The 23244-nt window shown below is 71.4% G+C and carries 19 protein-coding genes; 13 read left to right on the forward strand and 6 right to left on the reverse strand.

Annotation, left to right across the window (positions count from 1 at the left end; genetic code table 11):
- Positions 1-412, forward strand: a 412-nt coding sequence (locus tag HG542_RS07750) for a D-alanyl-D-alanine carboxypeptidase family protein (protein WP_368857182.1), incomplete at its 5' end; no start/stop codon positions are given.
- 24 nt (positions 413-436) lie between these two features.
- Here the strand turns inward: HG542_RS07750 and HG542_RS07755 are convergent.
- Positions 437-859 carry a secondary thiamine-phosphate synthase enzyme YjbQ gene (locus HG542_RS07755; RefSeq protein WP_171079349.1) on the reverse strand — a complete coding sequence of 141 codons (423 nt, stop codon included), beginning with the start codon at positions 857-859 and terminating at the stop codon, positions 437-439.
- 114 nt (positions 860-973) lie between these two features.
- Between HG542_RS07755 and HG542_RS07760 the strand changes: the two genes are divergently transcribed.
- From HG542_RS07760 to HG542_RS07780, 5 genes are all read left to right on the forward strand, one after another.
- Positions 974-1738: a (Fe-S)-binding protein gene (locus tag HG542_RS07760; protein WP_171079350.1), complete on the forward strand. Its 765-nt coding sequence runs from the start codon at positions 974-976 to the stop codon at positions 1736-1738.
- On the forward strand, positions 1735-3204 hold the full coding sequence (locus tag HG542_RS07765; protein ID WP_190076238.1) for a lactate utilization protein B: 1470 nt from the start codon (positions 1735-1737) through the stop codon (positions 3202-3204). The genes HG542_RS07760 and HG542_RS07765 overlap by 4 nt, the downstream gene beginning before the upstream one ends.
- Positions 3201-3908: a LutC/YkgG family protein gene (locus HG542_RS07770; RefSeq protein WP_171079351.1), complete on the forward strand. Its 708-nt coding sequence runs from the start codon at positions 3201-3203 to the stop codon at positions 3906-3908. Before HG542_RS07765 ends, HG542_RS07770 begins: the two co-directional genes overlap by 4 nt.
- Positions 3909-3970: 62 nt before the next feature.
- Positions 3971-7108, forward strand: a complete 3138-nt coding sequence (gene lacZ, locus HG542_RS07775) for a beta-galactosidase, LacZ type (protein ID WP_171079352.1) — start codon at positions 3971-3973, stop codon at positions 7106-7108.
- A gap of 120 nt (positions 7109-7228) precedes the next feature.
- Positions 7229-8380, forward strand: coding sequence for a CaiB/BaiF CoA transferase family protein (locus tag HG542_RS07780; RefSeq protein ID WP_171079353.1), 1152 nt, complete (start codon positions 7229-7231; stop codon positions 8378-8380).
- A 31-nt stretch (positions 8381-8411) separates the two neighbouring features.
- Here HG542_RS07780 and HG542_RS07785 read toward each other — a convergent pair whose 3' ends face one another.
- The gene (locus HG542_RS07785; protein WP_171079354.1) at positions 8412-10028 is read right to left on the reverse strand and encodes a peptide-N4-asparagine amidase; all 1617 of its coding nucleotides are present in this window, start codon (positions 10026-10028) and stop codon (positions 8412-8414) included.
- A gap of 150 nt (positions 10029-10178) precedes the next feature.
- Between HG542_RS07785 and HG542_RS07790 the strand changes: the two genes are divergently transcribed.
- On the forward strand, positions 10179-11996 hold the full coding sequence (locus tag HG542_RS07790; protein ID WP_171079355.1) for an ABC transporter transmembrane domain-containing protein: 1818 nt from the start codon (positions 10179-10181) through the stop codon (positions 11994-11996).
- A complete protein-coding gene (locus HG542_RS07795) occupies positions 11993-13774 on the forward strand; it encodes an ABC transporter ATP-binding protein (protein ID WP_171079356.1) in 1782 nt (593 codons plus the stop codon). The genes HG542_RS07790 and HG542_RS07795 overlap by 4 nt, the downstream gene beginning before the upstream one ends.
- Before the next feature lie 28 nt (positions 13775-13802).
- Here the strand turns inward: HG542_RS07795 and HG542_RS07800 are convergent, their stop codons facing one another.
- Positions 13803-14594, reverse strand: coding sequence for a metal-dependent hydrolase (locus HG542_RS07800; protein WP_171079357.1), 792 nt, complete (start codon positions 14592-14594; stop codon positions 13803-13805).
- 132 nt (positions 14595-14726) lie between these two features.
- Here HG542_RS07800 and HG542_RS07805 point away from each other — a divergent pair, with 132 nt between their 5' ends.
- Positions 14727-17240 carry a DEAD/DEAH box helicase gene (locus HG542_RS07805; protein WP_171079358.1) on the forward strand — a complete coding sequence of 838 codons (2514 nt, stop codon included), beginning with the start codon at positions 14727-14729 and terminating at the stop codon, positions 17238-17240.
- On the opposite strand, the gene HG542_RS07810 is transcribed toward HG542_RS07805, so the two are convergent.
- Together HG542_RS07810 and HG542_RS07815 are read right to left on the reverse strand one after the other, a co-directional pair.
- A complete protein-coding gene (locus tag HG542_RS07810) occupies positions 17218-18129 on the reverse strand; it encodes a DUF6397 family protein (RefSeq protein ID WP_171079359.1) in 912 nt (303 codons plus the stop codon). The two genes, HG542_RS07805 and HG542_RS07810, sit on opposite strands and share 23 nt — an antisense overlap.
- 111 nt (positions 18130-18240) lie before the next feature.
- Entirely contained in the window at positions 18241-18663 is a 423-nt protein-coding gene (locus HG542_RS07815; protein ID WP_171079360.1) for a roadblock/LC7 domain-containing protein, read from the reverse strand.
- A 248-nt stretch (positions 18664-18911) separates the two neighbouring features.
- Here HG542_RS07815 and HG542_RS07820 point away from each other — a divergent pair, with 248 nt between their 5' ends.
- Entirely contained in the window at positions 18912-19214 is a 303-nt protein-coding gene (locus tag HG542_RS07820; protein WP_171079361.1) for a hypothetical protein, read from the forward strand.
- A 56-nt stretch (positions 19215-19270) separates the two neighbouring features.
- On the opposite strand, the gene HG542_RS07825 is transcribed toward HG542_RS07820, so the two are convergent.
- Complete coding sequence (locus HG542_RS07825; protein WP_171079362.1) at positions 19271-19810, reverse strand: MOSC domain-containing protein; 540 nt, start codon at positions 19808-19810, stop codon at positions 19271-19273.
- A 206-nt stretch (positions 19811-20016) separates the two neighbouring features.
- Here HG542_RS07825 and HG542_RS07830 point away from each other — a divergent pair, with 206 nt between their 5' ends.
- From HG542_RS07830 to HG542_RS07840, 3 genes are read left to right on the forward strand one after another with little or no spacing between them, the layout of a single operon-like run.
- Positions 20017-20913 (forward strand): alkaline phosphatase family protein, encoded by an 897-nt coding sequence (locus HG542_RS07830; protein WP_373313126.1) that lies wholly within the window; start codon positions 20017-20019, stop codon positions 20911-20913.
- Between the two features lie 2 nt (positions 20914-20915).
- On the forward strand, positions 20916-22199 hold the full coding sequence (locus HG542_RS07835; protein ID WP_171079363.1) for an MFS transporter: 1284 nt from the start codon (positions 20916-20918) through the stop codon (positions 22197-22199).
- Positions 22196-23218, forward strand: a complete 1023-nt coding sequence (locus tag HG542_RS07840) for a TolB-like translocation protein (protein ID WP_171079364.1) — start codon at positions 22196-22198, stop codon at positions 23216-23218. Before HG542_RS07835 ends, HG542_RS07840 begins: the two co-directional genes overlap by 4 nt.
- Positions 23219-23244 lie beyond the last annotated feature (26 nt).

Here is a 23244-nt window from a genome sequence, read left to right on the forward strand (position 1 = left end):
CAAGTACGACTCGTTCGACGGCATCTCGCAGGCGGGGAACAACTACACCACTCCCCGCGACTACGCGAAGCTCGCCCGGCACGCGCTGACGAGCGCCACGTTCGACGCGGTGGTCAGGACGACCACCACCCAGCAGAAGGCGGCGAACGTCAACCGCACCTACTACTGGGACAACACGAACAAGCTGCTCGGCTCGTACAAGGGCGCCATAGGCATCAAGACGGGAACGGGCACCGCCGCCGGCCCGTGCCTGGTCTTCGCCGCCCAGCGCGGCAAGCGCACGGTCGTGGGCGTCATCCTCAACGACCCCGTCAACCGCTACCCGGACGCGGTGAAGATGCTCGACTGGGCCTTCGGTTCCAAGGCACCGGTCAAGCTGCGCCAGCTGCCGCCGTCGGCACAGAAGGACTGACCGGCTCCGCCGGCCCCGGCGCTCTCAGCCGAGGAAGGTGAGCCGCACCTGGCGGTCCGGGTTGTCCCGGTTGGTGTCCACCAGGCACACGGACTGCCAGGTCCCCAGCTCCAGCCGTCCGCCGACGACCGGCAACGTCGCGTGCGGAGGCACCAGCGCGGGCAGCACGTGGTCGCGGCCGTGGCCCGGGCTGCCGTGGCGGTGGCGCCAGCGGTCGTCGGCGGGGAGCAGGTCGTGCAGTGCCGCGAGCAGGTCGTCGTCGCTGCCGGCGCCCGTCTCCAGAACGGCGATGCCCGCCGTCGCGTGCGGCACGAAGACGTTGAGCAGCCCGTCCCGGCCGGCTGCCGCCTCGCGCAGGAAGGCCTCGCAGTCGGCCGTCAGGTCGTACACCGTCTCGGAACGGCCGGTGGTGACGTCCAGGACATGGGTGCGAAAGGTTTCGGTCATGGGCTCATTGTTCCTCCTGGCAATGGATCCGCGGAGCGGAAGGGGTGCTTCACAGACCGCGTCGGCTGGGGCAGGATGAGGCGACACGGGCGATCTTGGAGGTGCCGGGCTGCAATGCGCGTGGGACTGTTCGTCACCTGCGTCAACGACACCCTCTTCCCCCGCACCGGGCGCTCGGTGGTCGCGCTCCTGGAACGGCTCGGCGTGCAGGTCGACTTCCCGTTGGAGCAGACGTGTTGCGGGCAGCCGCTCTACAACACCGGCTACCGGCACCGCGCCGAGTCCCTCGTGCTCGGGCTCGCCCGGGCCTTCCGTGACCACGACGTCATCGTGACACCCTCCGGCTCCTGCGCCGCCATGGTCCGCGACAACTACCCTCGCATCGCCGCCCGGGCCGCGACCGAGCAGCGTGCAACCGGCCGGGCAGAGGCGCTGGCCGAGGCGGCGGCGGCCGTGGTGCCGAAGACCTACGAGCTGACCGAGTTCCTGGTCGACGTCCTGGGAGTGACCGACGTCGGCGCCTGCTTCCCCCACACCGTGACCTACCACCCCACCTGTCACGGGCTGCGTGTCCTCGGCCTCGGCGACCGCCCCCGCCGGCTGCTGGAGGCGGTCGAGGGCCTCGAACTGCGGGAACTGCCGGGCGCGGAGGAGTGCTGCGGATTCGGCGGCACCTTCGCCGTCAAGAACCCGGCCGTGTCCGCCGCGATGGGCACGGACAAGGCCCGCGCCGTCACCGGGTCGGCCGCGCAGGTGCTGTGCACCGCCGACAACTCCTGCCTGATGCACATCGGCGGCATCCTCGCCCGCCAGGGCTCCCCCGTGCGCCCCGTGCACATCGCGGAGATCCTCGCCTCCACGGACGGAAAACTCCTGTGAGCCGCACCTATCTGGGCATGCCCGCCTTCCCGGAGGCCGCCGCCGTCTCCACCGGCGATGCCACACTGCGGGCCAACCTCCGCCGCGCCACCCACACCATCCGCGCCAAACGGGCGGCCGCCGTCGCCGAACTGGACGACTGGGACCAACTGCGCGCGGCCGGAGCCGCCGTCAAGGACCGGACCCTGCGCCACCTCGACCGCTACCTCCTCCAGCTGGAGGAGAACGTCACCCGGGCCGGCGGCACCGTCCACTGGGCGGCCGACGCCGACGAGGCGAACCGCATCGTCACCGACCTCGTACGGGCCACCGGCGAGACCGAGGTCGTCAAGGTCAAATCCATGGCCACGCAGGAGACCGGCCTCAACGCCGCCCTGGAACAGGCAGGCATCCGACCGTACGAAACCGATCTCGCCGAACTCATCGTGCAACTCGGTGACGACCTCCCCTCCCACATCCTGGTCCCCGCGATCCACCGCAGCCGCGGCGAGATCCGTGACATCTTCCGCACCCGGATGGCCGACTGGGGCCGCCCGGCACCATCCGGGCTGACCGACCGGCCCTCCGACCTCGCCGAGGCGGCCCGGCTGCACCTGCGCGAGAAATTCCTCCGTGCCAAAGTCGCCGTCTCGGGCGCCAACTTCATGGTCGCCGAGACCGGCACCCTCGTCGTCGTCGAATCCGAGGGCAACGGGCGGATGTGCCTCACCCTGCCGGAAACCCTGATCTCCGTCGTCGGCATCGAGAAGACCGTCCCCACCTGGCAGGACCTGGAGATCTACCTCCAGCTCCTGCCCCGCTCCGCCACCGCCGAGCGCATGAACCCGTACACCTCGATGTGGACCGGCACCACCGACGACGACGGCCCCCGCTCCTTCCACCTCGTCCTCCTCGACAACGGCCGCACCGACGCCCTCGCCGACCGGACCGGCAGGCAGGTGCTGCGCTGCATCCGCTGCTCGGCCTGCCTCAACGTCTGCCCCGTCTACGAGCGCGCGGGCGGCCACGCCTACGGCTCCCCCTACCCGGGCCCCATCGGCGCCGTTCTCACCCCTCAACTCCGCGGCCTCGCCTCCCCTCTGGAGGAGTCCCTCCCCTTCGCCTCCTCCCTGTGCGGCGCCTGCTACGACGTGTGCCCGGTCGCCATCGACATCCCCGAGATCCTGGTGCACCTGCGCGAACGTGTCGTCCAGGGCGGCGAGGTCACGACCCGGGGCATCCGGACCGTCGTCAAGCCGGCGAAGAAGCACCTCGCCGAACGCGCCATGATGCACGCCGCCGGCTGGACGCTCGACCACCCCCGAGCACTGCGCCGCGCCCAGCGCCTCGCGGCCCGCACCCGCCGCCTCCATCCCCGACGGCTGCCCGGGCCGGGCCGCGCCTGGTCCGACACCCGCGAACTGCCCCCGCTGCCAACGGAACCGTTCCGCGACTGGTGGGCCCGCACCCGCGGAGGCACGGCATGAGAGGCACCAGCAGGGACCGGATCCTGGCGCGGGTGCGCCGTGCACTCGCCGACGTACCGGCCCACGAGCGCCCGCAGGACCACCCCGTCCCGCGCGACTACCTGCGCACCCACGGAGCACGCACCCCTGCCGAGTCCGCGGACCTGCTCGCCGAGAACCTCGCCGACTACCGTGCCGTCGTGCACCGCGTGGCCGCGACCGGACTGCCCGCCCTGCTCACGGAGTTGCTCGGCCGACGCGGAGCACGGCGCGTGGCCGTCCCGGCCGGGCTGCCCGCCGAGTGGCTCGCGCAGGCGCCCGTGGAGCAGGTGCCCGACTCGGCCGGCCTCACGGCGCGGGAGCTGGATGCCGTGGACAGCGTGGTCACCGGCTGCGCCCTGGCGATCGCCGAGACCGGAACAGTGGTCCTCGACGCAGGCCCTGACCAGGGACGGCGTCTCATCACCCTCGTCCCGGACCATCACGTGTGCGTGGTGAGAACGGCCGACCAGATCGTGGACTCGGTACCACAGGCTCTCGGACGCCTGGACCCCGCACGGCCGTTGACCTGGATCTCGGGGCCCTCCGCGACCAGCGACATCGAACTCGACCGGGTGGAGGGCGTGCACGGCCCGCGCGCACTGGACGTGATCCTCGTGCACGACGGCCGTCCACGCGATGAACAAGCCGTGACGGGTGACTCCGCCCCCGCGCGGGGGTTGTGACCTTTATCGGTTCTGTTCGACCCTGGTGCCTCCTGTTCCCTCGTGCGCCTTGGAGTCGGCCCATGTGCGAGTGGCTCTCCGCTCCCGAGACCTTCCAGGTGAACCGGGAGCCCGCCCGTACCCCTCTCGTCCCGTTCGCGGACCTCGCCTCCGCCCTCGACGGCCGGCCGGAGGCCTCCCCCTACTACCGTTCGCTCAACGGCGACTGGCACTTCACCTGGTCGCGGAACCCCGGCGAACGGCCCGCGGACTTCTCCGCCGACGACTTCGACGACTCCGGCTGGGACCGCATCACCGTGCCCGGCAACTGGGAACTGCAGGGGTACCCGGAGCCGGTCTACTTCAACGTCCGTTATCCCTGGTGCGGATATGAGCAACCTGATCCCCCACAGGTGCCCACCGGCTTCAATCCGGTCGGCTCCTATCGCCGCGCCTTCACCGTCCCCCGCACGTGGACGGGGCGGCATGTCCTCCTCTCCTTCCAGGGGGTGAAATCCGCGTTCTGCGTGTGGGTCAACGGCCGGCTGGTCGGTTACAGCGAGGACAGCTATGCGCCCGCCGAGTTCGACCTCACTCCTTATGTGCGCACGGGCGCGGACGAGCCCCTCAACTCCCTTGCCGTGGAGGTCTACCGCTGGTCCAGCGGAAGCTGGCTCGAGGACCAGGACATGATCGACCTGTCCGGCATCTTCCGCGACGTGTACCTCTATGCGGTCTCCCCCGTCCACGTCCACGACCTCTTCGTGCGCACCGAGTTGGACGCCGACTGCCGGGACGCCGGACTGATCGTGACCGCGACCGTGCGCTCCCGCCAGGGCCCTCGGCCCGGCCCCCACCAGCTGCAGGCGACCCTCTACGACACCGAGGGCGCCCCCGTGCTGGCCCTCACCGGCACCGCCCGCTTCGACGGATCGGCCGAGGCGACCGTGGAGCTCGGCGCCCGGGTGGCCGGGCCCGCCCTGTGGTCGGCCGAGGATCCCGCCCTGTACCTCCTCACAATCGAACTGGCCGATCCCCAGGGCGACATCATCGACGTCCAGCGCACACGGGTCGGCTTCCGCACCGTCCGCTGGGGCCCGGGAGAACTGACCGTCAACGGCCGGCCGATGGTCTTCCGCGGCGTCAACCGGCACGAGACGGACCCCGACCGTGGGCAGGCGGTCACCGAGCAGCGGATGGTCGAGGACATCCGCATCATGAAGCAGCACAACATCAACGCCGTCCGCACCTCCCATTACCCCAACCACCCGCGCTGGCTGGAGCTGTGCGACGAGTACGGCCTCTATGTGATCGACGAGGCCAACCTGGAGACGCACGAGGTACGGGACAGCCTGCCTGCGGACCTGCCCGAGTGGGCGGGAGCCTGCCTCGACCGCGTGCGCAGCCTGGTCGAGCGCGACAAGAACCATCCCAGCGTGGTGATGTGGTCGCTGGGCAACGAAGCGGGACAGGGCGGAGTCTTCCGGGCCATGGCCGACTGGGTGCACCGCCGCGACCCCTCGCGGCCCGTGCATTACGAGGGCATGAACGCCGTCGCCGACGTCGAATCGCGCATGTACGCCACGCCGGCAGAGGTGGCCGCCTACGGGCTGTCCGGCAACCCCAAGCCGTACATCCTGTGCGAGTACGCGCACTCGATGGGCAACAGCACCGGAAACCTCCAGGAGTACTGGGACGTCATCGAGGCCCACCCCACGCTGCACGGCGGCTTCATCTGGGACTTCGCCGACCAGGCCGTACGCCTCCCGATGCCGGGCGACCCCGGCCGCAGCTACCTCTCCTACGGCGGGGACTGGGGCATCGGCTCCCTCTCCGACGGCAACTTCTGCTGCAACGGCCTCGTCGCGGCCGACCGCACTCCCCACCCTGCGCTGCACGAGGTCAAGAAGGTGTACCAGCCTGTGCAGTTCACCGCTGCGGCGCCGGGCACGGGAGCAGGCACGCTGAGGATCGCCAACCGGCAGCTGTTCACCGGCCTGGAGGCCTACGACCTCCGGTGGGAGGTCATCTGCGACGGCACCCCCGTGCAGACGGGTACCACCTCCGCCCCGGAGGCCGCGCCCGGCCGGACCGTGACCGTGTCCCTTCCGCTGGAGCCGCCTGAGAAGCCGGAACCGGGCGCCGAATACTGGCTGAACGTCTCCTGCGTGCTGCGGGAGGGCACGCGATGGGCCGAGGCGGGTCATGTCGTCGCCGCCGAACAGCTCGCGCTCCCCTGGCGCGAGGCTCCGCCCCCGAAGCGCCGGGCCTCGCGGCCGCCCGCGCTCCGGGTCGCCCGGGCCCCGCATGCCGTCACCGTCGCCGGGTCCTGTCTCGAACTCGTACTGGACGTCTTCACCGGCTCGTTCACCACTTTCCGCTGTCATGACCGGACCCTGCTGACGGACGGACCCGTCCCCAACTTCTGGCGCGCCCCGACCGACAACGACATCGGCCGCGGTGCCCAGATCACCTCGCGCACCTGGCGGGACGCCGGTGCCCGGCGGACCGTGACGGGGATCCAGGTCGAGCGGCCCTCGCCCGCCGAAGTCGTGATCGCCGTCACGGCCGCCCTGCCCACTGCCCCGGCGGTCTCCCGCTGGACCACCGTCTTCACCGTGCACGCCGACGGCGACCTGCATGTGCGGCACACCCTCGCACCCGGCGCCGGACTCCCCGATCTCCCGCTGGTGGGCGCGCTGTTGACCGTGCCGGGAGAATTCACGGACCTCAGCTGGTACGGGCGCGGACCGCACGAGAACTATCAGGACCGGCGGACCAGCGCCTTCGTCGGCCGTCATCGTCTTTCCCTGAACGCCCCGGACACCGCCGGTTCCTCCTTCATGCCGTACGAGCGCCCGCAGCAGGCGGGCAATGCCGTCGATGTGCGCAGTGCCTCGCTCACGGCGCCGGACGGCGCCGGGCTGTGCGTCCTGGCCGACGCCGGCTCCGCCGCCGCGGACGGCGACACCCATCAGTTGCTGGAGATCAGCGCACTGCCCTGGTCCCCTTTCGAGCTGGAGGGCCCACGCCATCCGCACGAGCTGAAGCCCGGGGACGGGACCGTGCTGGGCGTCAACCACCGCCAGACGGGCGTGGGCGGCAACGACTCCTGGGGTGCGCCACCGTTGGAGGCCTACCTGCTGCACGCCGACCGTGACTACAGCTACGCCTACCTCCTGCGGCCCACCCCGCCGGCCGCTTCCCGACTCTCACCGTAGGAGAAGCACCTCCGCCGCGTGCCGAGTTGTCCACAGGCCCAGTCATATGATCGCCCTGGCTGGCCAACGCTGATGGCCAACGCTCGTAGCTGGCACTGACGGCATACCGGGAGGAACCCCTTGGAACCGCCCCTGCACGGCATCACGGTCGTCGCGCTCGAACAGGCCGTTGCGGCCCCCTTCGCGACCCGCCAGCTCGCCGACCTCGGCGCACGCGTCATCAAGATCGAGCGTCCGGGACGCGGCGACTTCGCCCGCGACTACGACGGCAGCGTGAAGGGCCTCTCCGCCTATTTCGTCTGGGTCAACCGCGGCAAGGAGAGCGTCGTTCTCGATCTCAAGGCCCCGGCCGACCGCGCCCTGCTCGACCGGCTCCTCGCCCGTGCCGACGTGTTCATACAGAACCTCGCGCCGGGTGCTGCCGGCCGGCTCGGGCTCGGCAGCGAGCTGCTGCGCGCACGGCACCCGCGGCTGATCACCTGTGACGTCTCGGGATACGGCCCGGACGGTCCGTACCGCGACAAGAAGGCCTACGACTTGCTGGTCCAGTGCGAAGCGGGGCTGCTCTCGATCACCGGCACCGCGGACTCGCCCGCCCGGCCCGGGATCTCCGTGGCCGACATCGCAGGGGCGATGTACGCCTGCACAGGCATACTGACAGCCCTCTACGAACGCGAGCGCACCGGACGGGGATCGGCGCTCGCCGTCTCCCTCCTCGACGCGCTCGCGGAGTGGATGGGCCATCCGTACTTCACCCAGGAGTACGGCGGCACGCCCCTCACGCGCAACGCCGCCCGTCATCCCACCATCTCCCCTTACGGTCATTACCGGTGCGGGGACGGGGCGCAGGTCTTTCTCAGCGTGCAGAGCGACCGGGAGTGGGTCGCCCTGTGCGAACAGGTGCTGCGGCGACCGGGGTTGGCCCGGGACGCGCGCTTCGCCGACAACCCGTTGCGCCACGCGCACGACGGGGAACTGACAGCGCTCATGGAGGAGTGTTTCGCCCCGCACACGGCGGACGGTGTCGTCGCCCTGCTCGACGGGGCGGGGATCGCCAACGCCCGGCTGCGGACGGTCGCCGAACTGGCCGACCATCCGCAGCTGGCAGCACGCGACCGGTGGCGCGACTTCGGTTCACCGGCCGGGCCGCTGCGCGGCCTGCTGCCGCCTGTCCAGGTCACCGGGCGGGAGGCGGTGATGGGGCCGGTACCGGCGCTCGGCGAGCACACGGCCGCGATCCGCGCGGAGTTCGCCGGCACGCCGGAGCCGTGAGGCCGCGGCGAACTCCGCCCGGGGGCCCGGCTCAGCAGCCGTAACGATCCTCCGTCAGCTCGCCCTGGGCCGTGGCCAGGGTCCGGTCGTAGCAGGCATCCGGTCCGAGGAGGCGGTAGTGCTCGCGTGAGACGCCCGTGGCATGCCGCTGTTCACGGGGCACGTTCTGGTTGTACGAGGCGTCACCGGTGTAGGTGTCGTTCAGCCGTGACCACTCGGTGCGGCGTCCGGCCCGCAGGGTGGCGGTGTCCGCACGGTCGCCCATGGTCATGGTCGTGCGCAGCCGGTTGCCGGCGTCCACGGTCGTCGCGCCGTCCATGGTGTAGGTGCGCCGGGTGCTGGTGACGGTCGCGGGGCCCCGGCCGTGGACGGTGACCGTCTCATCATCGTTCCAGCGCCCCTGCAGCGCGTCCGTCGACTCGTCCGCGTTCCACCGGTGTACGGACCTGGCGGCGAGCGTGCGGGTGACGGTCGTCGTGACCCGTCCGTGCGAGGTGTCGAGGTATCCCGCGACCGTGAGCGAGTGCGCGCCCTCGGCCGTCAACCGGCGTTCATCGCCCGGTTCGTAGGAGGTGGTGGTGGCGGGGTCGCCCGCCCGGCTCGTGAGCAGTGCGCCGGTCACGTGCGCCGCCTTGGCGTCCTGCCAGACCAGGATGTTGGTGGGGGTGCTCCAGCCGCTCTGTCCGGCGGGCACACCGGTGACCGACACTGCGATCCGGTGGGGACGCCCGTCGTCGAGTTGTCCGGCGAACGGGGTGAGGTCGTACTCCACCGGGCGCACGTCGAAGGCGCGCGGGCCCGGAACGACGTACCACAGGAAGGGGTTGGACCATCCGCCCGTCCACACGGTCGGGAACGGCGCCGCGATGCCCGCGAGTCTGCCGTCGACCGTGACCTGCACCTCGCGGTACGGCCCGTCCTTGGTCCTGCACGAGTACGGCGCACTGTCCGGCACCGCCAGGTACCAGAACTCCTCGCAGCCACCGCCCGATCCGGTGGCATACACCTCGGCGATGATGCGCTCGCTGTTGCGCGGTGTCGTCAACTGCCCTTCGTACACGCCGCCGTCGGTGTGAGCGTCCTGAAGTGTGAGGACCTTGTCCGGTGTGTGCGCCTCCTTCACCCGGTCCTGTGCCGTGTAGAAGGTGAGGGTCGCCTTGACCTTGATGACGCCGGTGTAGGTCCCGTCCACGGTGTTGCCGATGAGCATCTCGACGGGCTGCTGTTCGCGCAGCGTTGCGGCGTATCGTGTGACGTCCTTCTCCACCTTCCAGGTGATGCCCTGGGGCGAGGGTTCGGGGGTGGAGGTGCGCAGGACCTCGACCCCGCCGATGTGCAGATAGCCGAGCCGGTCGTACTGCCGCCCGGCCACGGAGCCTTCGAGCCTCAGGACGACCTTGTTCCAGCGGTGGCCGCATTCGGCGGGCGGCGTGTAGGTGCCCCGGTAGGGCGTGTAGTCGCGGAACTCGGTGTCGGCGACCGTCACTTGGCAGGAGGGGGTGTCCGGGACGGACACGGGCGGGCCTGCGGTGACCGGGTCGTGCCAGTGGGTGCCGAACTCGGTGGGCGGCTCCGCGGCCGTGGCCGGGCCCGCGCCCAGCACGAGGCCGGCAGCAGCGGCGCACAGAGTGAGCAGCATTCGTCTCATGGGGCAGGAGTGAAGCGCTTCGTACTGCTGTGCGCCAGTGCCTCGTTGGCCTGATCCGCTTCGCGCCCGGAAAAACCAGTTGAACTCGCCCTCCCGGTGCCGCGAGCCTTGCACGGCTCCCTCCCACTCCCCTGCCGAATCCGGGTTGCCATGCACATTCGTGATCTTCCGTATGCCGATCCCGGCCGACCGGACGTCCGATCGGGCCCGCGCCTGCTGCTCTGGCTCGGCCGGAACCAGTTGGGCGGCCAGCTCAAGGCCCTGCTGTGGGGCGTCGTCCACATGTCGTCCGTCGCACTCTTCCCGCTGGCCGTGGGCCTGACCGTGCAGGCCGTCGTGGACCGCTCCGGCGCACGGCTGGCGCTCGCGGGCGGCCTCATGGCGCTCTTCGGTGCGCTCACCGCCCTGGGCGACACGATGCTCCACCGGGCGGCCGTCACCAACTGGATCACGGCTGCGGCGCGCATACAGCAGCTTCTGGCCCGCAAGACAGCGGAGTTGGGGGCGACGCTGACCCGGCGCGTCGCGGCGGGCGAGGTCGTGGCCGTGTCCACGGGCGACGTCGAGAAGATCGGCTGGTTCGTGGAGGCCCTGTCACGCTTCGCCTCCGCTGCGTTCACCACGGTGGCGGTGTGCGTGGCCCTGGTGGTCTACCAGCCCGCCCTGGGCGCCGTGGTCGCCCTGGGCGTGCCCGTCCTGACGCTGGCGGTGCTGCCGTTGCTGCCGCCTGCCACACGGCGCGCCGACGAGCAGCGCGACAAGGCAGGACGTGCCACGGAACTGGCGTCGGACACCGTGGCCGGCCTGCGGGTGCTGCGGGGCATCGGCGGTGAGGAACTGTTCCTCTCCCGCTACCGTCGTGCGTCGCAGGAGGTGCGCAGGGCTGCCGTGCGCAGCGCCCGCATGTGGGCGCTGATCGCGGCGGTGCAGGTGCTCCTGCCGGGCCTGCTGCTGATCGCCGTGGTCTGGTACGGGGTCGGTCTGGCCCGGGACGGCCGGATGGGCGTCGGCGAGCTGGTGACGGTGTACGGCATGGTCACGTTCCTGCTGTTCCCGCTCCGCCAGTTCGAGGAGATCGCCATGGCCTATTCCTTCTCCCGGCCCTCGGCGCAGCGCGCGGCTCGGGTGCTGGCCCTGCACCGCACGGCATCCCCTGAGCAGGACTCCGAGGGGCACGAGGGCGCTCTCACCGGTGACTTGTACGACCCGGCGACCGGACTGCTCGCCCCCGCAGGCGAGATGACGGCCGTGGTGTGCGGCGATCCGGATGCTGCGGGCCTGCTCGCCGAGCGGCTGGGTGGTCATGCCGCGGAAGCCGGGGAAGGCGTGCCGTCGGTGCTGCTGGGCGGTGTCGCGCTGGACGCTGTGCCGCTGGATGCGGCGCGCGCCGCGGTGCTCGTCCAGGACAAGGACCCGGTGCTGCTGTCCGGGACGCTGGCGGAGCTGCTGGACGTGCCCTGCTCCGGCGCGGTGCCTGCGGAAGCCGCCCTGGAGGCTGCCGAGTGCCGGGACGCGCTGGACTCCCTGGCCCGGTCGTCCGCGGCGGGCTCGGCCGGCCCGATGGCTGCGCGGATCACCGAGCGCGGTCGCTCGCTGTCCGGCGGGCAGCGTCAGCGGCTGGCCCTGGCACGGTCGTTGGTGACCGACCCCGAGGTGCTGGTGCTGGACGAGCCGACGTCGGCGGTCGACTCGCACACCGAGGCCCGGATCGCCGAGGGCGTGCGCAGGCTGCGCCATGGCCGTACGACGGTGGTGTTCACCTCCAGCCCCCTGCTGCTCGACCGTGCGGACCGTGTGGTGTTCGTCCGTGACGGCCGGGTGGCGGCGGTGGGCGCCCACAGTGAACTGCTGCGCCGCGACCGGGTGTACCACGCGGTCGTCACCCGGCAGACGGATGAGGAATCGGACAGGGAACTCGTGGAGTCGACGACACCCGCGGCGGGCGAGCAGATCGAGGAGTCGGCATGATCGGCGTGGCACCACCGGCCTATGACCCGGCTGCTCCGGAATCGGCGACGACCCTGCCCGTCGGCAGGCCGTCGACGGTGCGGAGTTATGTGAGGCGTCTGCTGCGCAGGCACCGCAGGGACTTCGCCCTGCTGGTCGGGGCGAATGCGGTCGCCGTGATCGCCTCGATGGTCGGGCCGTGGCTGCTGGGCCGGCTCGTCGAGGACTTGTCCTCCGGGTCACATGACTTTCATCTGGGCCGTACGGTTTCGCTGTTCGCTGTCGCCCTGGCCGTTCAGACGGTTTTCGTCCGGGCGGTACGTCTGCGCGGTGCAGTGCTCGGCGAGCAGATGCTCGCCGACCTGCGCGAGGACTTCCTCGTGCGGTCGGTGGCCCTGCCACCCGGCGTGCTGGAACGGGCCGGTACCGGCGACCTGTTGTCGCGGATCACCACGGACATCGACCGGCTGGCGAACGCCATGCGCGAGGCCGTTCCGCAGCTGGCCATCGGCTTCGTCTGGGCAGGGCTGCTGCTGGGTGCTCTGACGCTCACGGCTCCGCCCCTGGCGCTGAGCGTGCTGGTGGCGGTCCCGGTCGTGGTGGTCGGCGGACGCTGGTACTTCCGCCGGGCACCGAGTGCCTACCGCTCCGAGGCGGCGGGCTATGCCGCCGTCGCGGCGTCGCTGACGGAGACCGTGGACGCCGGACGGACCGTCGAGGCGCACCGGCTGGGCGAGCGCCGGGTGTCCCTCTCCGACCGCCGGATCCGCGAGTGGACGCAGTGGGAGCGCTACACGATGTGGCTCCGGTCGGTCTTCTACCCCGTGATCAACGTGACGCACGTGCTGCTGCTGGGCGCGGTCCTGGTGTTCGGGGGCGTGTTCGTGCTGCAGGGCTGGATCTCGGTGGGCGAGTTGACGACTGGCGCGCTCTTCGCACAGATGCTCACCGAGCCGGTGGGCCTGATCCTGCGCTGGTACGACGAGCTCCAGGTCGCCCAGGTCTCGCTGGCCCGGCTGGTGGGTGTCCACGAGATCGAGTCCGGCGCCGTGGACGAGCGCGCGGATCCGGCCGGGCGCGAGGTGCGGGCGGACGAGGTGCGCTTCGGCTACCTGCCCGGCGGCGACGTGCTCCACGGGGTGTCCCTGGACGTCAGTCCGGGCACCCGGGTGGCGCTCGTCGGCCCGTCGGGCGCGGGCAAGTCGACGCTGGGCAGGCTGCTGGCCGGGGTCTACGCGCCGCGTACGGGTGCGGTGACGCTCGGAGGCGCGGAGCTGGCGCGGATGCCGGCCGAGCGGGTGCGCCGCCATGTGGCACTGGTCAACCAGGAGCACCACGTCTTCGTGGGCTCGTTGCGCGACAACCTGCTGCTCGCCCGTACGGACGCGGGGGACCGCGAGCTGTGGGCGGCCCTCGGCGCGGTGGATGCCGAGAGCTGGGCGCGCGGGCTGGAGGCGGGGCTGGACACCGAGGTCGGTTCCGGCGGCCTGGCCCTGACTCCGGCGCAGGCCCAGCAGATCGCGCTGGCCCGGCTGGTGCTCGCCGACCCGCACACACTGGTGCTGGACGAGGCGACCTCGCTGCTCGACCCGCGCGCCGCCCGGCATCTGGAGCGGTCGCTGGCGAAGGTACTGGACGGCCGCACGGTCGTGGCCATCGCGCACCGGCTGCACACGGCCCACGACGCGGACGTGATCGTGGTGGCGGAGGAGGGCCGGATCAGCGAGATGGGCAGCCATGACGAACTGGTCGGGGCGGACGGCGCGTACGCCGCACTGTGGCGGTCCTGGCACCGCTAGGACACGCCCCGGCAGCCGGTGCCGACGGTCAGACGATCTCCAGGGCCCCGAGCCCGCCGAGGGCGCCGAGCAGCATGAAAGAAGGCATGAGCACCTTCAGTTCCACCCAGCTGCCGGCGCGGAAGCGCATGGCCTTCGGCGGGCCGACGGGGTACCAGCGCTTGCGCCCGATGGGCAGGGGCCACAGGATCGGGCAGCCGGAGACGGTGAGCGCGTCCCCGATGTCGTGCACCAGGGCACCGAGGACGATGGGCAGGCCGAGCCACATGTACTCCTCGCCGGGCCCGGAGAACAGCCAGTCGGATCCGTTGCCGGGGCGGTTGAGCACTTCGGCGAGGATCCAGGCGCCGGCCGCGCCCAGAAGCCAGACCAGGACATCGCTGGACGTCCTGGCCATCCGCCACAACAGGCCCTCGACCGCGAGCACCATGTGGACGAAGAGGATGCCGAGCACGGCCCAGCGTCCGCCGGTCACGGCCAGCGCGGAGGCACCGGCGCCGATCAGCAGGGCCCACAGCGCCGTGTGGGTGAGCGTGCGGTGGCCCCCGTTGCGCCGGGGGTCGCCCTTCATCCGGGTCGCCTTGTAGACGGTGTGGGAGAGGCGGTCGATGATCTCGCAGAGGTTCCGCGATATCGGACCGAACGCCCGCGATATGGTCGCCGACTTGTGGTCGAGGTCCGGGGCGAGCGCCGCCCCGGCACAGATCAGCGCTCCGACGACGAGCACCGGCCAGGGCATTGCGCAGCCTCCCGCCGCGACGGCGGCGCCCACCCCCAGCCAGGCGGCCGCTCCGGACAGCGAGTGCGCCGGTCCCATCATGCTCGATTCCACCCCTTTGCTGCCCGGAGTCCCCTTTTCTGACGCCGGATCGGGTACTCAGCGTAACCGTCCGCAGGCCGGCCACCGCCGCCCGGTTCCCTGATCCGGCCCCGGACCAGGCAGTATGGAGGCGTGACCCTTATCGATCAGATGCCGAGCCATGCCGACCCCGACGCCCTTTTCGAAGCGTTCTCGACCTGGGCCGAGGAGCGGGGCATCACGCTCTACCCCGCTCAGGAGGAGGCGCTGATCGAGGTGGTCTCCGGGGCCAACGTGATCCTTTCGACCCCGACCGGGTCCGGCAAGAGCCTGGTGGCCGCCGGTGCGCACTTCACGGCGCTCGCCCACGACCAGGTGACCTTCTACACGGCGCCCATCAAGGCGCTGGTGTCGGAGAAGTTCTTCGACCTGTGCAAGATCTTCGGCACGGAGAACGTCGGGATGCTCACCGGCGACGCCTCCGTCAACGCCGATGCGCCGGTCATCTGCTGCACCGCCGAGGTCCTCGCCTCCATCGCGCTGCGGGACGGCAAGGACGCCGACATCGGCCAGGTCGTGATGGACGAGTTCCACTTCTATGCGGAGCCGGACCGGGGCTGGGCGTGGCAGATCCCGCTCCTGGAGCTCCCGCAGGCGCAGTTCGTCCTGATGTCCGCCACCCTCGGCGACGTGTCCCGCTTCGAGGAGGACCTCACCCGGCGCACCGGCCGGCCCACCTCCGTCGTCCGCTCCGCGACGCGGCCCGTCCCGCTGTCGTACGAGTACCGCTCGACTCCGCTCACCGAGACGCTGACCGAGCTCCTCCAGACGCAGCAGGCCCCCGTCTACATCGTCCACTTCACCCAGGCCGCCGCCGTCGAGCGGGCGCAGGCGCTGATGAGCATCAACATGTGCTCGCGCGAGGAGAAGGACGAGATCGCCAAGCTCATCGGCAACTTCCGCTTCACCACCAAGTTCGGCCGGAACCTCTCGCGCTTCGTGCGGCACGGCATCGGCGTGCACCACGCAGGGATGCTGCCGAAGTACCGGCGACTGGTGGAGCGGCTGGCGCAGGCCGGACTGCTCAAGGTCATCTGCGGTACGGACACCCTGGGCGTCGGCGTCAACGTGCCCATCCGCACGGTGCTGTTCACGGCGCTGACCAAGTACGACGGCCAGCGGGTGCGCACGCTGCGGGCCCGGGAGTTCCATCAGATCGCCGGGCGGGCCGGCCGGGCGGGCTTCGACACGGCGGGCTTCGTCGTGGCGCAGGCGCCCGACCACGTCGTCGAGAACGAGAAGGCGCTCGCCAAGGCCGGCGACGACCCCAAGAAGCGCCGCAAGGTGGTCCGCAAGAAGGCCCCGGAGGGCTTCGTCAACTGGACCGAGAACACCTTCGAGAAGCTCATCGCCTCCGAGCCGGAGCAGCTCACCTCCCGCTTCCGGGTCACCCATGCGATGCTCCTGGCGGTCATCGCGCGCCCGGGCAACGCCTTCGAGGCGATGCGCAGGCTGCTGGAGGACAACCACGAGCCGCGCAAGAACCAGCTGCGGCACATCCGCCGGGCGATCGCGATCTACCGGTCGCTGCTGGACGGCGGCGTGGTCGAGCAGCTCGACGAGCCGGACGCCGAGGGCCGCATCGTGCGGCTGACCGTGGACCTGCAGTCGGACTTCGCGCTCAACCAGCCGCTGTCGACGTTCGCCCTGGCCTCCTTCGAGCTCCTCGACCCGGAGTCGCCCTCCTACGCCCTGGACATGGTCTCGGTCGTGGAGTCGACGCTGGACGACCCGCGGCAGATCCTCGTGGCGCAGCAGAACAAGGCGCGCGGCGAGGCCGTCGCGGCGATGAAGGCCGAGGGCATCGAGTACGAGGAGCGCATGGAGCGCCTCGCCGACATCAGCCACCCCAAGCCGCTGGAGGAGCTGCTGTCCCACGCCTACGGCGTCTACCGCAAGAGCCACCCCTGGGTCGGCGATCACCCGCTGTCCCCGAAGTCCGTCATCCGCGACATGTACGAGCGGGCCATGACGTTCACGGAGTTCACCTCCTTCTACGATCTTGCGCGGACCGAGGGCATCGTGCTGCGGTACCTGGCGAGCGCCTACAAGGCGCTGGACCACACCGTGCCGGACGACCTGAAGTCCGACGACTTCGAGGATCTGATCGCCTGGCTCGGCGAGATGGTCCGCCAGGTCGACTCCAGCCTGCTGGACGAGTGGGAGCAGCTGGCCAACCCCGAGGTGGAGTCGGCGGAGGAGGCCCAGGAACGCGCCGACCAGGTCAAGCCGGTCACGGCCAACGCCCGGGCGTTCCGGGTGCTGGTGCGCAACGCGATGTTCCGGCGGGTCGAGCTGGCGGCTCTCGACAAGGTCGCCGAGCTGGGCGAGCTGGATGCCGAGGCGGGCTGGGACGAGGACCGCTGGGCCGATGCGATGGACGCCTACTGGGACGAGTACGAGGAGCTGGGGACCGGTCCGGACGCCCGCGGCCCCAAGCTGATCAGCATCGAGGAGCGTCCGGAGGACGGGCTGTGGCGGGTCCGGCAGACCTTCGCCGACCCCAGCGGCGACCACGACTGGGGCATCTCCGCCGAGGTGGACCTCGCGGCCTCCGACGAGGAGGGCCGTGCCGTGGTGCGGGTCACGGACGTCGGCCAGCTGTAGCCGCTTCCGCCCGCCGGGTGCCCCGCCACGGCAGGAGCCGGCGCAGTCCGTGCGGCCGGGCCGGCTCCGGCGGCGGCGCCGGGGTGTCCGGTACCGGGGTGTCCGGGACGCCCCGGTACCGGTTCTCCTCCCACCGGGGCGGGCACCGGTCCGCCCGGGCCTCCTGCAGAGCGGCCACCAGGCAGTGCCGGTACCACTCGATCTCGTCCGGATCCTCCGCCATCACCAGCGCTTCGATCACTTCGCGGGCGGCCGGGGCCACCGGGCGTGCGGCGACGAGGACGGGGCGCAGGAGGCGCAGGCAGGCACGCTCGTCCGGATCCGGCACCGCATCGGCCAGCTGCACGGGATCGAGCACGGCTGCGAGAGCGGCCGCGCGCTGCCAGGCGTCCTCTGCGCGGCTGGTGAGCTGCTCGATGCGGCGGGCCCGCCAGCTGCGCGGCCGCCGGTCGGTGCGTTCCTCCGGTGCGGTGCGCAGCGGGAAGGGGCTGCGGCCGGTGAGCAGTTCGGGATGGCGGTCGGCGAACTCCGCGAGGTCCGAGGCGAGATAGTGCCAGACCACGGCCCGGTACCGGTTCACATAGAACCTCACCGGCGCGAAGTGGCCGCCGCGGGCGAGGCGTCCGAAGCGGGAGGGGCTGATGCCCAGCAGCTCGGCCCCCTCGGCGGTGCCGACCACCCACAGCCGGGAGCGCAGGGCCTCGGGGAATCCCCCGGCGGCCCGATGCCGCTCGATCTCCTCCTGAGGCACCCTGCGCCGCCCGCCGGGACCGCACGCGACGGTCCGCACCTCCCCCAGCTGCACGGCCAGTTCGAAGTCCCGGGGCGTGAGCCCCAGCTCCCGGGCCGCCCGCGCGAACGGGACCCCCTGCTCCTGACGTACCGTCATGACATCCTCCCCCGCCATCGATCGACTACCGACAGTGACGACTGTAGCGCAGGGTGACGACATCGGCCCGGGGCTGTGGACAACTCCGCCGCTCCGCCGCGAAGTACGAGGTCAGCGGCTTTCGCCCGCCCGTCCGCCCGGAGGATTCTGCTGTCGCGCGGCGCCGCCCGGGTGCTCGCCGATGCGATGGACGAGCAGCGTCATCTCGTACGCGACCCGGCCGATGTCGGTCTCGGGGCCGCCCAGGACACACAGGCAGCTGCCCTCGCCCGCGGCGGTCACGAACAAGACCCCCTCATCGAATTCGATCACCGTCTGCCGTACGCGGCCCGCCCGGAACTGCCTGCCGGCCCCTCTCGCGAGGCTCTGCAACCCCGAGGCGACCGCGGCCAGATGCTCGGCGTCCTCCCGCTCCAGGCCGGCGCTCGCCCCCGTCACCAGGCCGTCGTTGGACAGCACCAGCACGTACCGTATCGACTCGACGCGCTGGGCCAAATCGTCCAGCACACCCTCGAGTTCCTTCCCGTCGGTCATGCGTTGCCTCCCCCATTCCCGCAGTTCCCCGATTCCCCCGCAACTGCCGTGCAAGCCTTGCTCACCCGGGGCCTCACGGCAACCCGCCGGGCCCTTCGGTACGCGCCTGTTCGCCAGTCGGCACAGAATGCGGACACACCATGGCAACCCTGGTTTTCACCGAGCAGTCGGCGCCGGGTTTCCCGGCGGTTCAATTCGCCGGTCTCCGGGAACACTTGAACAACCGCAGGCTTTGTTTCACGGGGCAGGTGATCACTGTGCTCCACAAATTCCGCAGGCGTCTCGGGGAGTCCGGGCATCCGTCGGCCGGGGCCCCGCAAACCTCCGCGGCCCCGCAGTGCAATCTGTTCGAGGCGGCGGCCCTGTACGTGGCGGCATGCGCCGAGAACGACGCCGACCGCAGCACGGAGGCCGCGCGGTGGGTCTCGCCCGAGGCCCTCACGTTCGGGGTCAACGAGCTGGCCTGCCGCGCGGTCATAGCCCTCGCCCGTGAACAGGACGCGGCACCCCTGACGGTGGCACGCTCCCTGCTCGGCCTGCCCGCCGCATGACGGCGCGCCCACGGCACCCCCACCGCAGGGCACGCCGTGCCATCGCCTGTTCCCGACTAGACGCGTTCCAAGGGGAGATGGGGCCCGTCGGGCAGCTCCACCTGCACGGCATCCCCGGGGCGGACCTCGCCGCCCGCCAGGACGACGCCCATGACACCGGCCTTGCGCACGGCGGAACCGTCCTCCGCGCGCCCCACGACCTCCTTGAGCAGGCCACGGCGGAACCCCTCGATCTGCAGGCACGGGTTGCGCAGGCCGGTGATCTCGACGACCGCCTCCGGGCCCAGCCGCAGCCGGGCGCCGCGCGGAAGACCCAGCAGATCGATCCCCCGGGTGGTGACATTCTCCCCCAACTGCCCGGGCCCGACCGTGAATCCGGCGGCGGCCACCTCCTCGAACAGCTCCTGGTGAATGAGGTGCACCTGGCGGAGGTTGGGCTGCGTCGGGTCCTGCGCAACGCGCGAGCGGTGCTGCACCGTCACCCCCAGGTGTGCGTCGCCCTCGACCCCCAGCCCCTCCAGCAGGAGGATGCGGTCCCTCACCGGCTTGCTGAACCCGTGTCCACCGTCACTGCACACCGCCGACACCGTGCCCATAACGGCCCGGCCTCCCCTCGGTCGCCTGCACCACCGTCCCCTCGACCCTAACTCCCCCCACCGACAGCGCGTTCGTCGCGCTCCGCTCGGCCCGTGTTCCCGAACCCGTCACCTCCAGGTCGTGTACATGCCACTACGGGCGGCCCTACGCTGCCACCGCACCCGCACACCCCCACCGTTTCCCTCCCCCCAGTACGGAGGACCTCGTGCCCGCCGACGCCAGACATCCGCAGAGCCCGCACCCCCTCCGCCGGCGCCGTCTCGGCGCCGTGGCCGCGGCGTTCGGGCTCGCCGCCACCTCCCTCGGTCTGTGGACCGCCGACTCGTCCGCCGCCGCGGCCCTGCCCACCCCGGACCATGTGGTGGTGGTCGTCTTCGAGAACCACGCCTACGACCAGGTCCTCGGCAGCTCCGACGCCCCCTACATCAACTCCCTGGCCTCCGGGGGCGCCAACCTGACCGCCTCCTACGCCGAGACCCACCCGAGCCAGCCGAACTACTACGCGCTGTTCTCCGGGGACACCCAGGGCGTCACCGACGACAGCTGCGTCGACCCCGGGGCCTTCCAGGCGCCCAACCTCGCCTCGGAACTGCTCGACGCGGGGAAGACCTGGGCGAGCTACAACGAGTCACTGCCGTCGGAGGGTTCCACCGTCTGCCGCAGCGGCAAGTACGCCCAGAAGCACAACCCCTGGTTCGGCTTCGGCAACGTGCCCACCAGCAGCGCGCACACCTTCGGCAAGTTCCCCGGCGACTACAGCACCCTGCCCGCGGTCTCCTTCGTCATACCGAACCTGTGCAACGACATGCACGACTGCGACGTGGCCACCGGTGACACCTGGCTCAAGAACCACCTCAAGAGCTACGCCGACTGGGCCCAGAGCCACAACAGCCTGCTCCTGCTCACCTTCGACGAGGACAACCGGCTCAGCGGCAACCGCATCCCCACGGTCCTCTACGGGCAGCCCGTCAAGGCAGGATCGTCCTCCGACGACACGTACAACCACTACGACGTGCTGCACACGCTGGAGAGCATGTACGGCCTGCCGTACGCCGGAAGCTCCGCCGGCGCCAAGGACATCGCCGGCATCTGGAACAGCTGACCGTGTACCTCGCGGACAGCCGCGCCACTCCCGCACCGGGCACCGCCGGAGGGGGCACGAGCCCCGTCCGGCGGGCCGCCGTCGTGCCCGGCACGGTGCTCGCCCTCGGCACCGTCAGCCTGATCACCGACATCTCCTCCGAGATGGTCACCGCCGTCCTGCCGCTCTACCTCGTCGCCGGGCTGGGCCTCTCACCCCTCGGCTTCGGCCTGCTGGACGGCGTCTACAACGGGGTCAGCGCGCTCGTCCGCTTCGCCGGCGGACGGCTCTCCGACCGCCGGGAGGGCGGCCACAAGACCGTGGCGGTCATCGGCTACGGCCTTTCCGCCCTCTGCAAGCCCCTGTTGCTCGTCGCGCACGGCGTACCGCTGATCGGAGCGGTCCTCGCCGCCGACCGCACGGGCAAGGGTCTGCGGACCGCACCGCGCGACGCCATGATCTCGCTGGCGAGCGAACCCGCCGGACGCGGAAGGGCGTTCGGCGTGCACCGCGCCATGGACACGGCCGGCGCGCTCCTGGGTCCGCTGCTCGCCTTCCTCGTGCTCCGGGCCGCGGCGGAGGGCTACGACGCCGTCTTCACCGTCAGCGGCTGCGTGGCGGCGCTGGGCGTCCTGGTGCTCCTGCTGTTCGTCCCCGGGCGCACCGGTGCCGCGGCCCCCGTCCGGCAGACGGCTGCAGAACGGGCGCCGCTGCGCGCGCTGTTGCAGCAGCCAGAGGTGCGCCGGCTGACATGCTGCGCCGTGCTGCTGGGTCTGACCACGGTCAGCGATTCGTTCCTCTATCTGACCCTGCAGCGCCGACTGGACCTGTCCGAGTCCTGGTTCCCGCTGCTGCCGCTGGGCACTGCGGCAGCGTTCCTGCTGCTGGCCGTGCCGTTCGGTGCGATCGCCGACCGTTTCGGGCGGAGGCGGCTGTTCGTCTGCGGTCATCTTGCGCTGTTGACGGCATACGGACTCCTCGTCGCGCCGGCCGGCAGTTCGGTCGTGCTCGTCTGCCCGGTGCTCGTGTTGCACGGCAGCTTCTATGCGGCCACCGACGGCGTGCTCGCCGCGGCAACCGCCGACGCCGTGCCGGAGGCGGTCCGCGGCAGCGGGCTGGCCGTCGTGCAGACCGGTCAGGCCGCCGCACGCTTCGTGTGCTCCATCGGCTTCGGAGCGGCGTGGACGGCCTGGGGCGACCGCACCGCCCTGGGCGCGACCGCCGCAGGGCTCGCCGTCTCGGCCGCCGTGAGCGCACTGCTGCTGCGTACACCGTCTCCCGACACCCTGCCGGAGTCCGCCAGTTGAACCGTACGAAGCGTCTGGTCATCCTGTTCGCCGCCGTGCTGCTCCTGGGCGGCGTCGCCCTGGGCGCCACCCTGCACGCCGCCGGCCGGGCCGCGGAGAAGGACCGTACGCAGGCGGGCAGCCCGCCGGTGCGCTCCGGTGAAGTCGGCCTGGACACGCCCGGACGCGAGGTGTTCCGGAACATGGCGTGGGGGCCGCACCGCGACGAGATCGTCTCGGTGCCCGCAGGAGGCCCCGACGGTCCGCGCACCGCCTCCGGCGTCAAGTGCCTGCGGTTCCATGCGGCATCGGGAACCGGCATCTGCCTCCAGGCCGTGCACGGCAAACTGCGCGACACCTACCGTGCGGTCGTGCTCGACGCAAAGCTGCACGAACTGCACCGCTACGACCTGGCGGGCATCCCCACCCGGGCCCGCGTGGCCCCCGACGGGCGTGCAGTGGCCTGGACCGTCTTCGTCAGCGGCGACTCCTACGCGGGCACCGCCTTCTCCACCCGCACCTCGGTCCTCGACCTGCACACCGGCACACTGGACCGCAATCTGGAGGACTACCGCCTGCTGATGGACGACCGGCCGTACAAGGCCCCGGACCTCAACGTCTGGGGTGTCACGTTCGCCGACGACGACCGCTTCTACGCCACCGTCGCCACCGGCGGCCGCACATACCTGGTGAGCGGCGACCGCCGCACCCGCACGCTGCGCACCGTGCACACGAACGTGGAGTGCCCTTCCCTCTCGCCCGACGGGACGCGCGTGGCCTACAAGAAGCGCGTCCAGGGCGCATCCCCTGATGCGCCCTGGCGGCTGTACGTCCTGGATCTGCGCACCCTGCGCGAGACCGCCACCGCCGAACAGCGGAACGTCGACGACCAGGCCGTCTGGCAGGACGACCGCACACTGCTCTATTCCCTGCCCGGCAACTACGGCTCCGACCTGTGGACCGTGTCGGCGGACGGCTCAGGCCACTCCCGCCGGGCTCTGCCCGCGGCACTCGCACCGGCCCTCACCGGCCGGAGGTGACCGTCGTCCGCATGACGCCCCGGTGC

The sequence above is a fragment of the Streptomyces morookaense genome, from assembly GCF_013030945.1.
GTDB classification, from domain to species: domain Bacteria; phylum Actinomycetota; class Actinomycetes; order Streptomycetales; family Streptomycetaceae; genus Streptomyces; species Streptomyces morookaensis.

Coding starts and splice junctions, on each gene's coding strand:
- HG542_RS07815 (WP_171079360.1), bottom strand. CDS start 18,663: ATGACCGACGGGAAGGAACTCGAGGGTGTGCTGGACGATTTGGCCCAG.
- HG542_RS07795 (WP_171079356.1), top strand. CDS start 11,993: ATGATCGGCGTGGCACCACCGGCCTATGACCCGGCTGCTCCGGAATCG.
- HG542_RS07810 (WP_171079359.1), bottom strand. CDS start 18,129: ATGACGGTACGTCAGGAGCAGGGGGTCCCGTTCGCGCGGGCGGCCCGG.
- HG542_RS07770 (WP_171079351.1), top strand. CDS start 3,201: ATGAGAGGCACCAGCAGGGACCGGATCCTGGCGCGGGTGCGCCGTGCA.
- lacZ (WP_171079352.1), top strand. CDS start 3,971: ATGTGCGAGTGGCTCTCCGCTCCCGAGACCTTCCAGGTGAACCGGGAG.
- HG542_RS07800 (WP_171079357.1), bottom strand. CDS start 14,594: ATGATGGGACCGGCGCACTCGCTGTCCGGAGCGGCCGCCTGGCTGGGG.
- HG542_RS07760 (WP_171079350.1), top strand. CDS start 974: ATGCGCGTGGGACTGTTCGTCACCTGCGTCAACGACACCCTCTTCCCC.
- HG542_RS07785 (WP_171079354.1), bottom strand. CDS start 10,028: ATGAGACGAATGCTGCTCACTCTGTGCGCCGCTGCTGCCGGCCTCGTG.
- HG542_RS07755 (WP_171079349.1), bottom strand. CDS start 859: ATGACCGAAACCTTTCGCACCCATGTCCTGGACGTCACCACCGGCCGT.
- HG542_RS07825 (WP_171079362.1), bottom strand. CDS start 19,810: ATGGGCACGGTGTCGGCGGTGTGCAGTGACGGTGGACACGGGTTCAGC.
- HG542_RS07790 (WP_171079355.1), top strand. CDS start 10,179: ATGCACATTCGTGATCTTCCGTATGCCGATCCCGGCCGACCGGACGTC.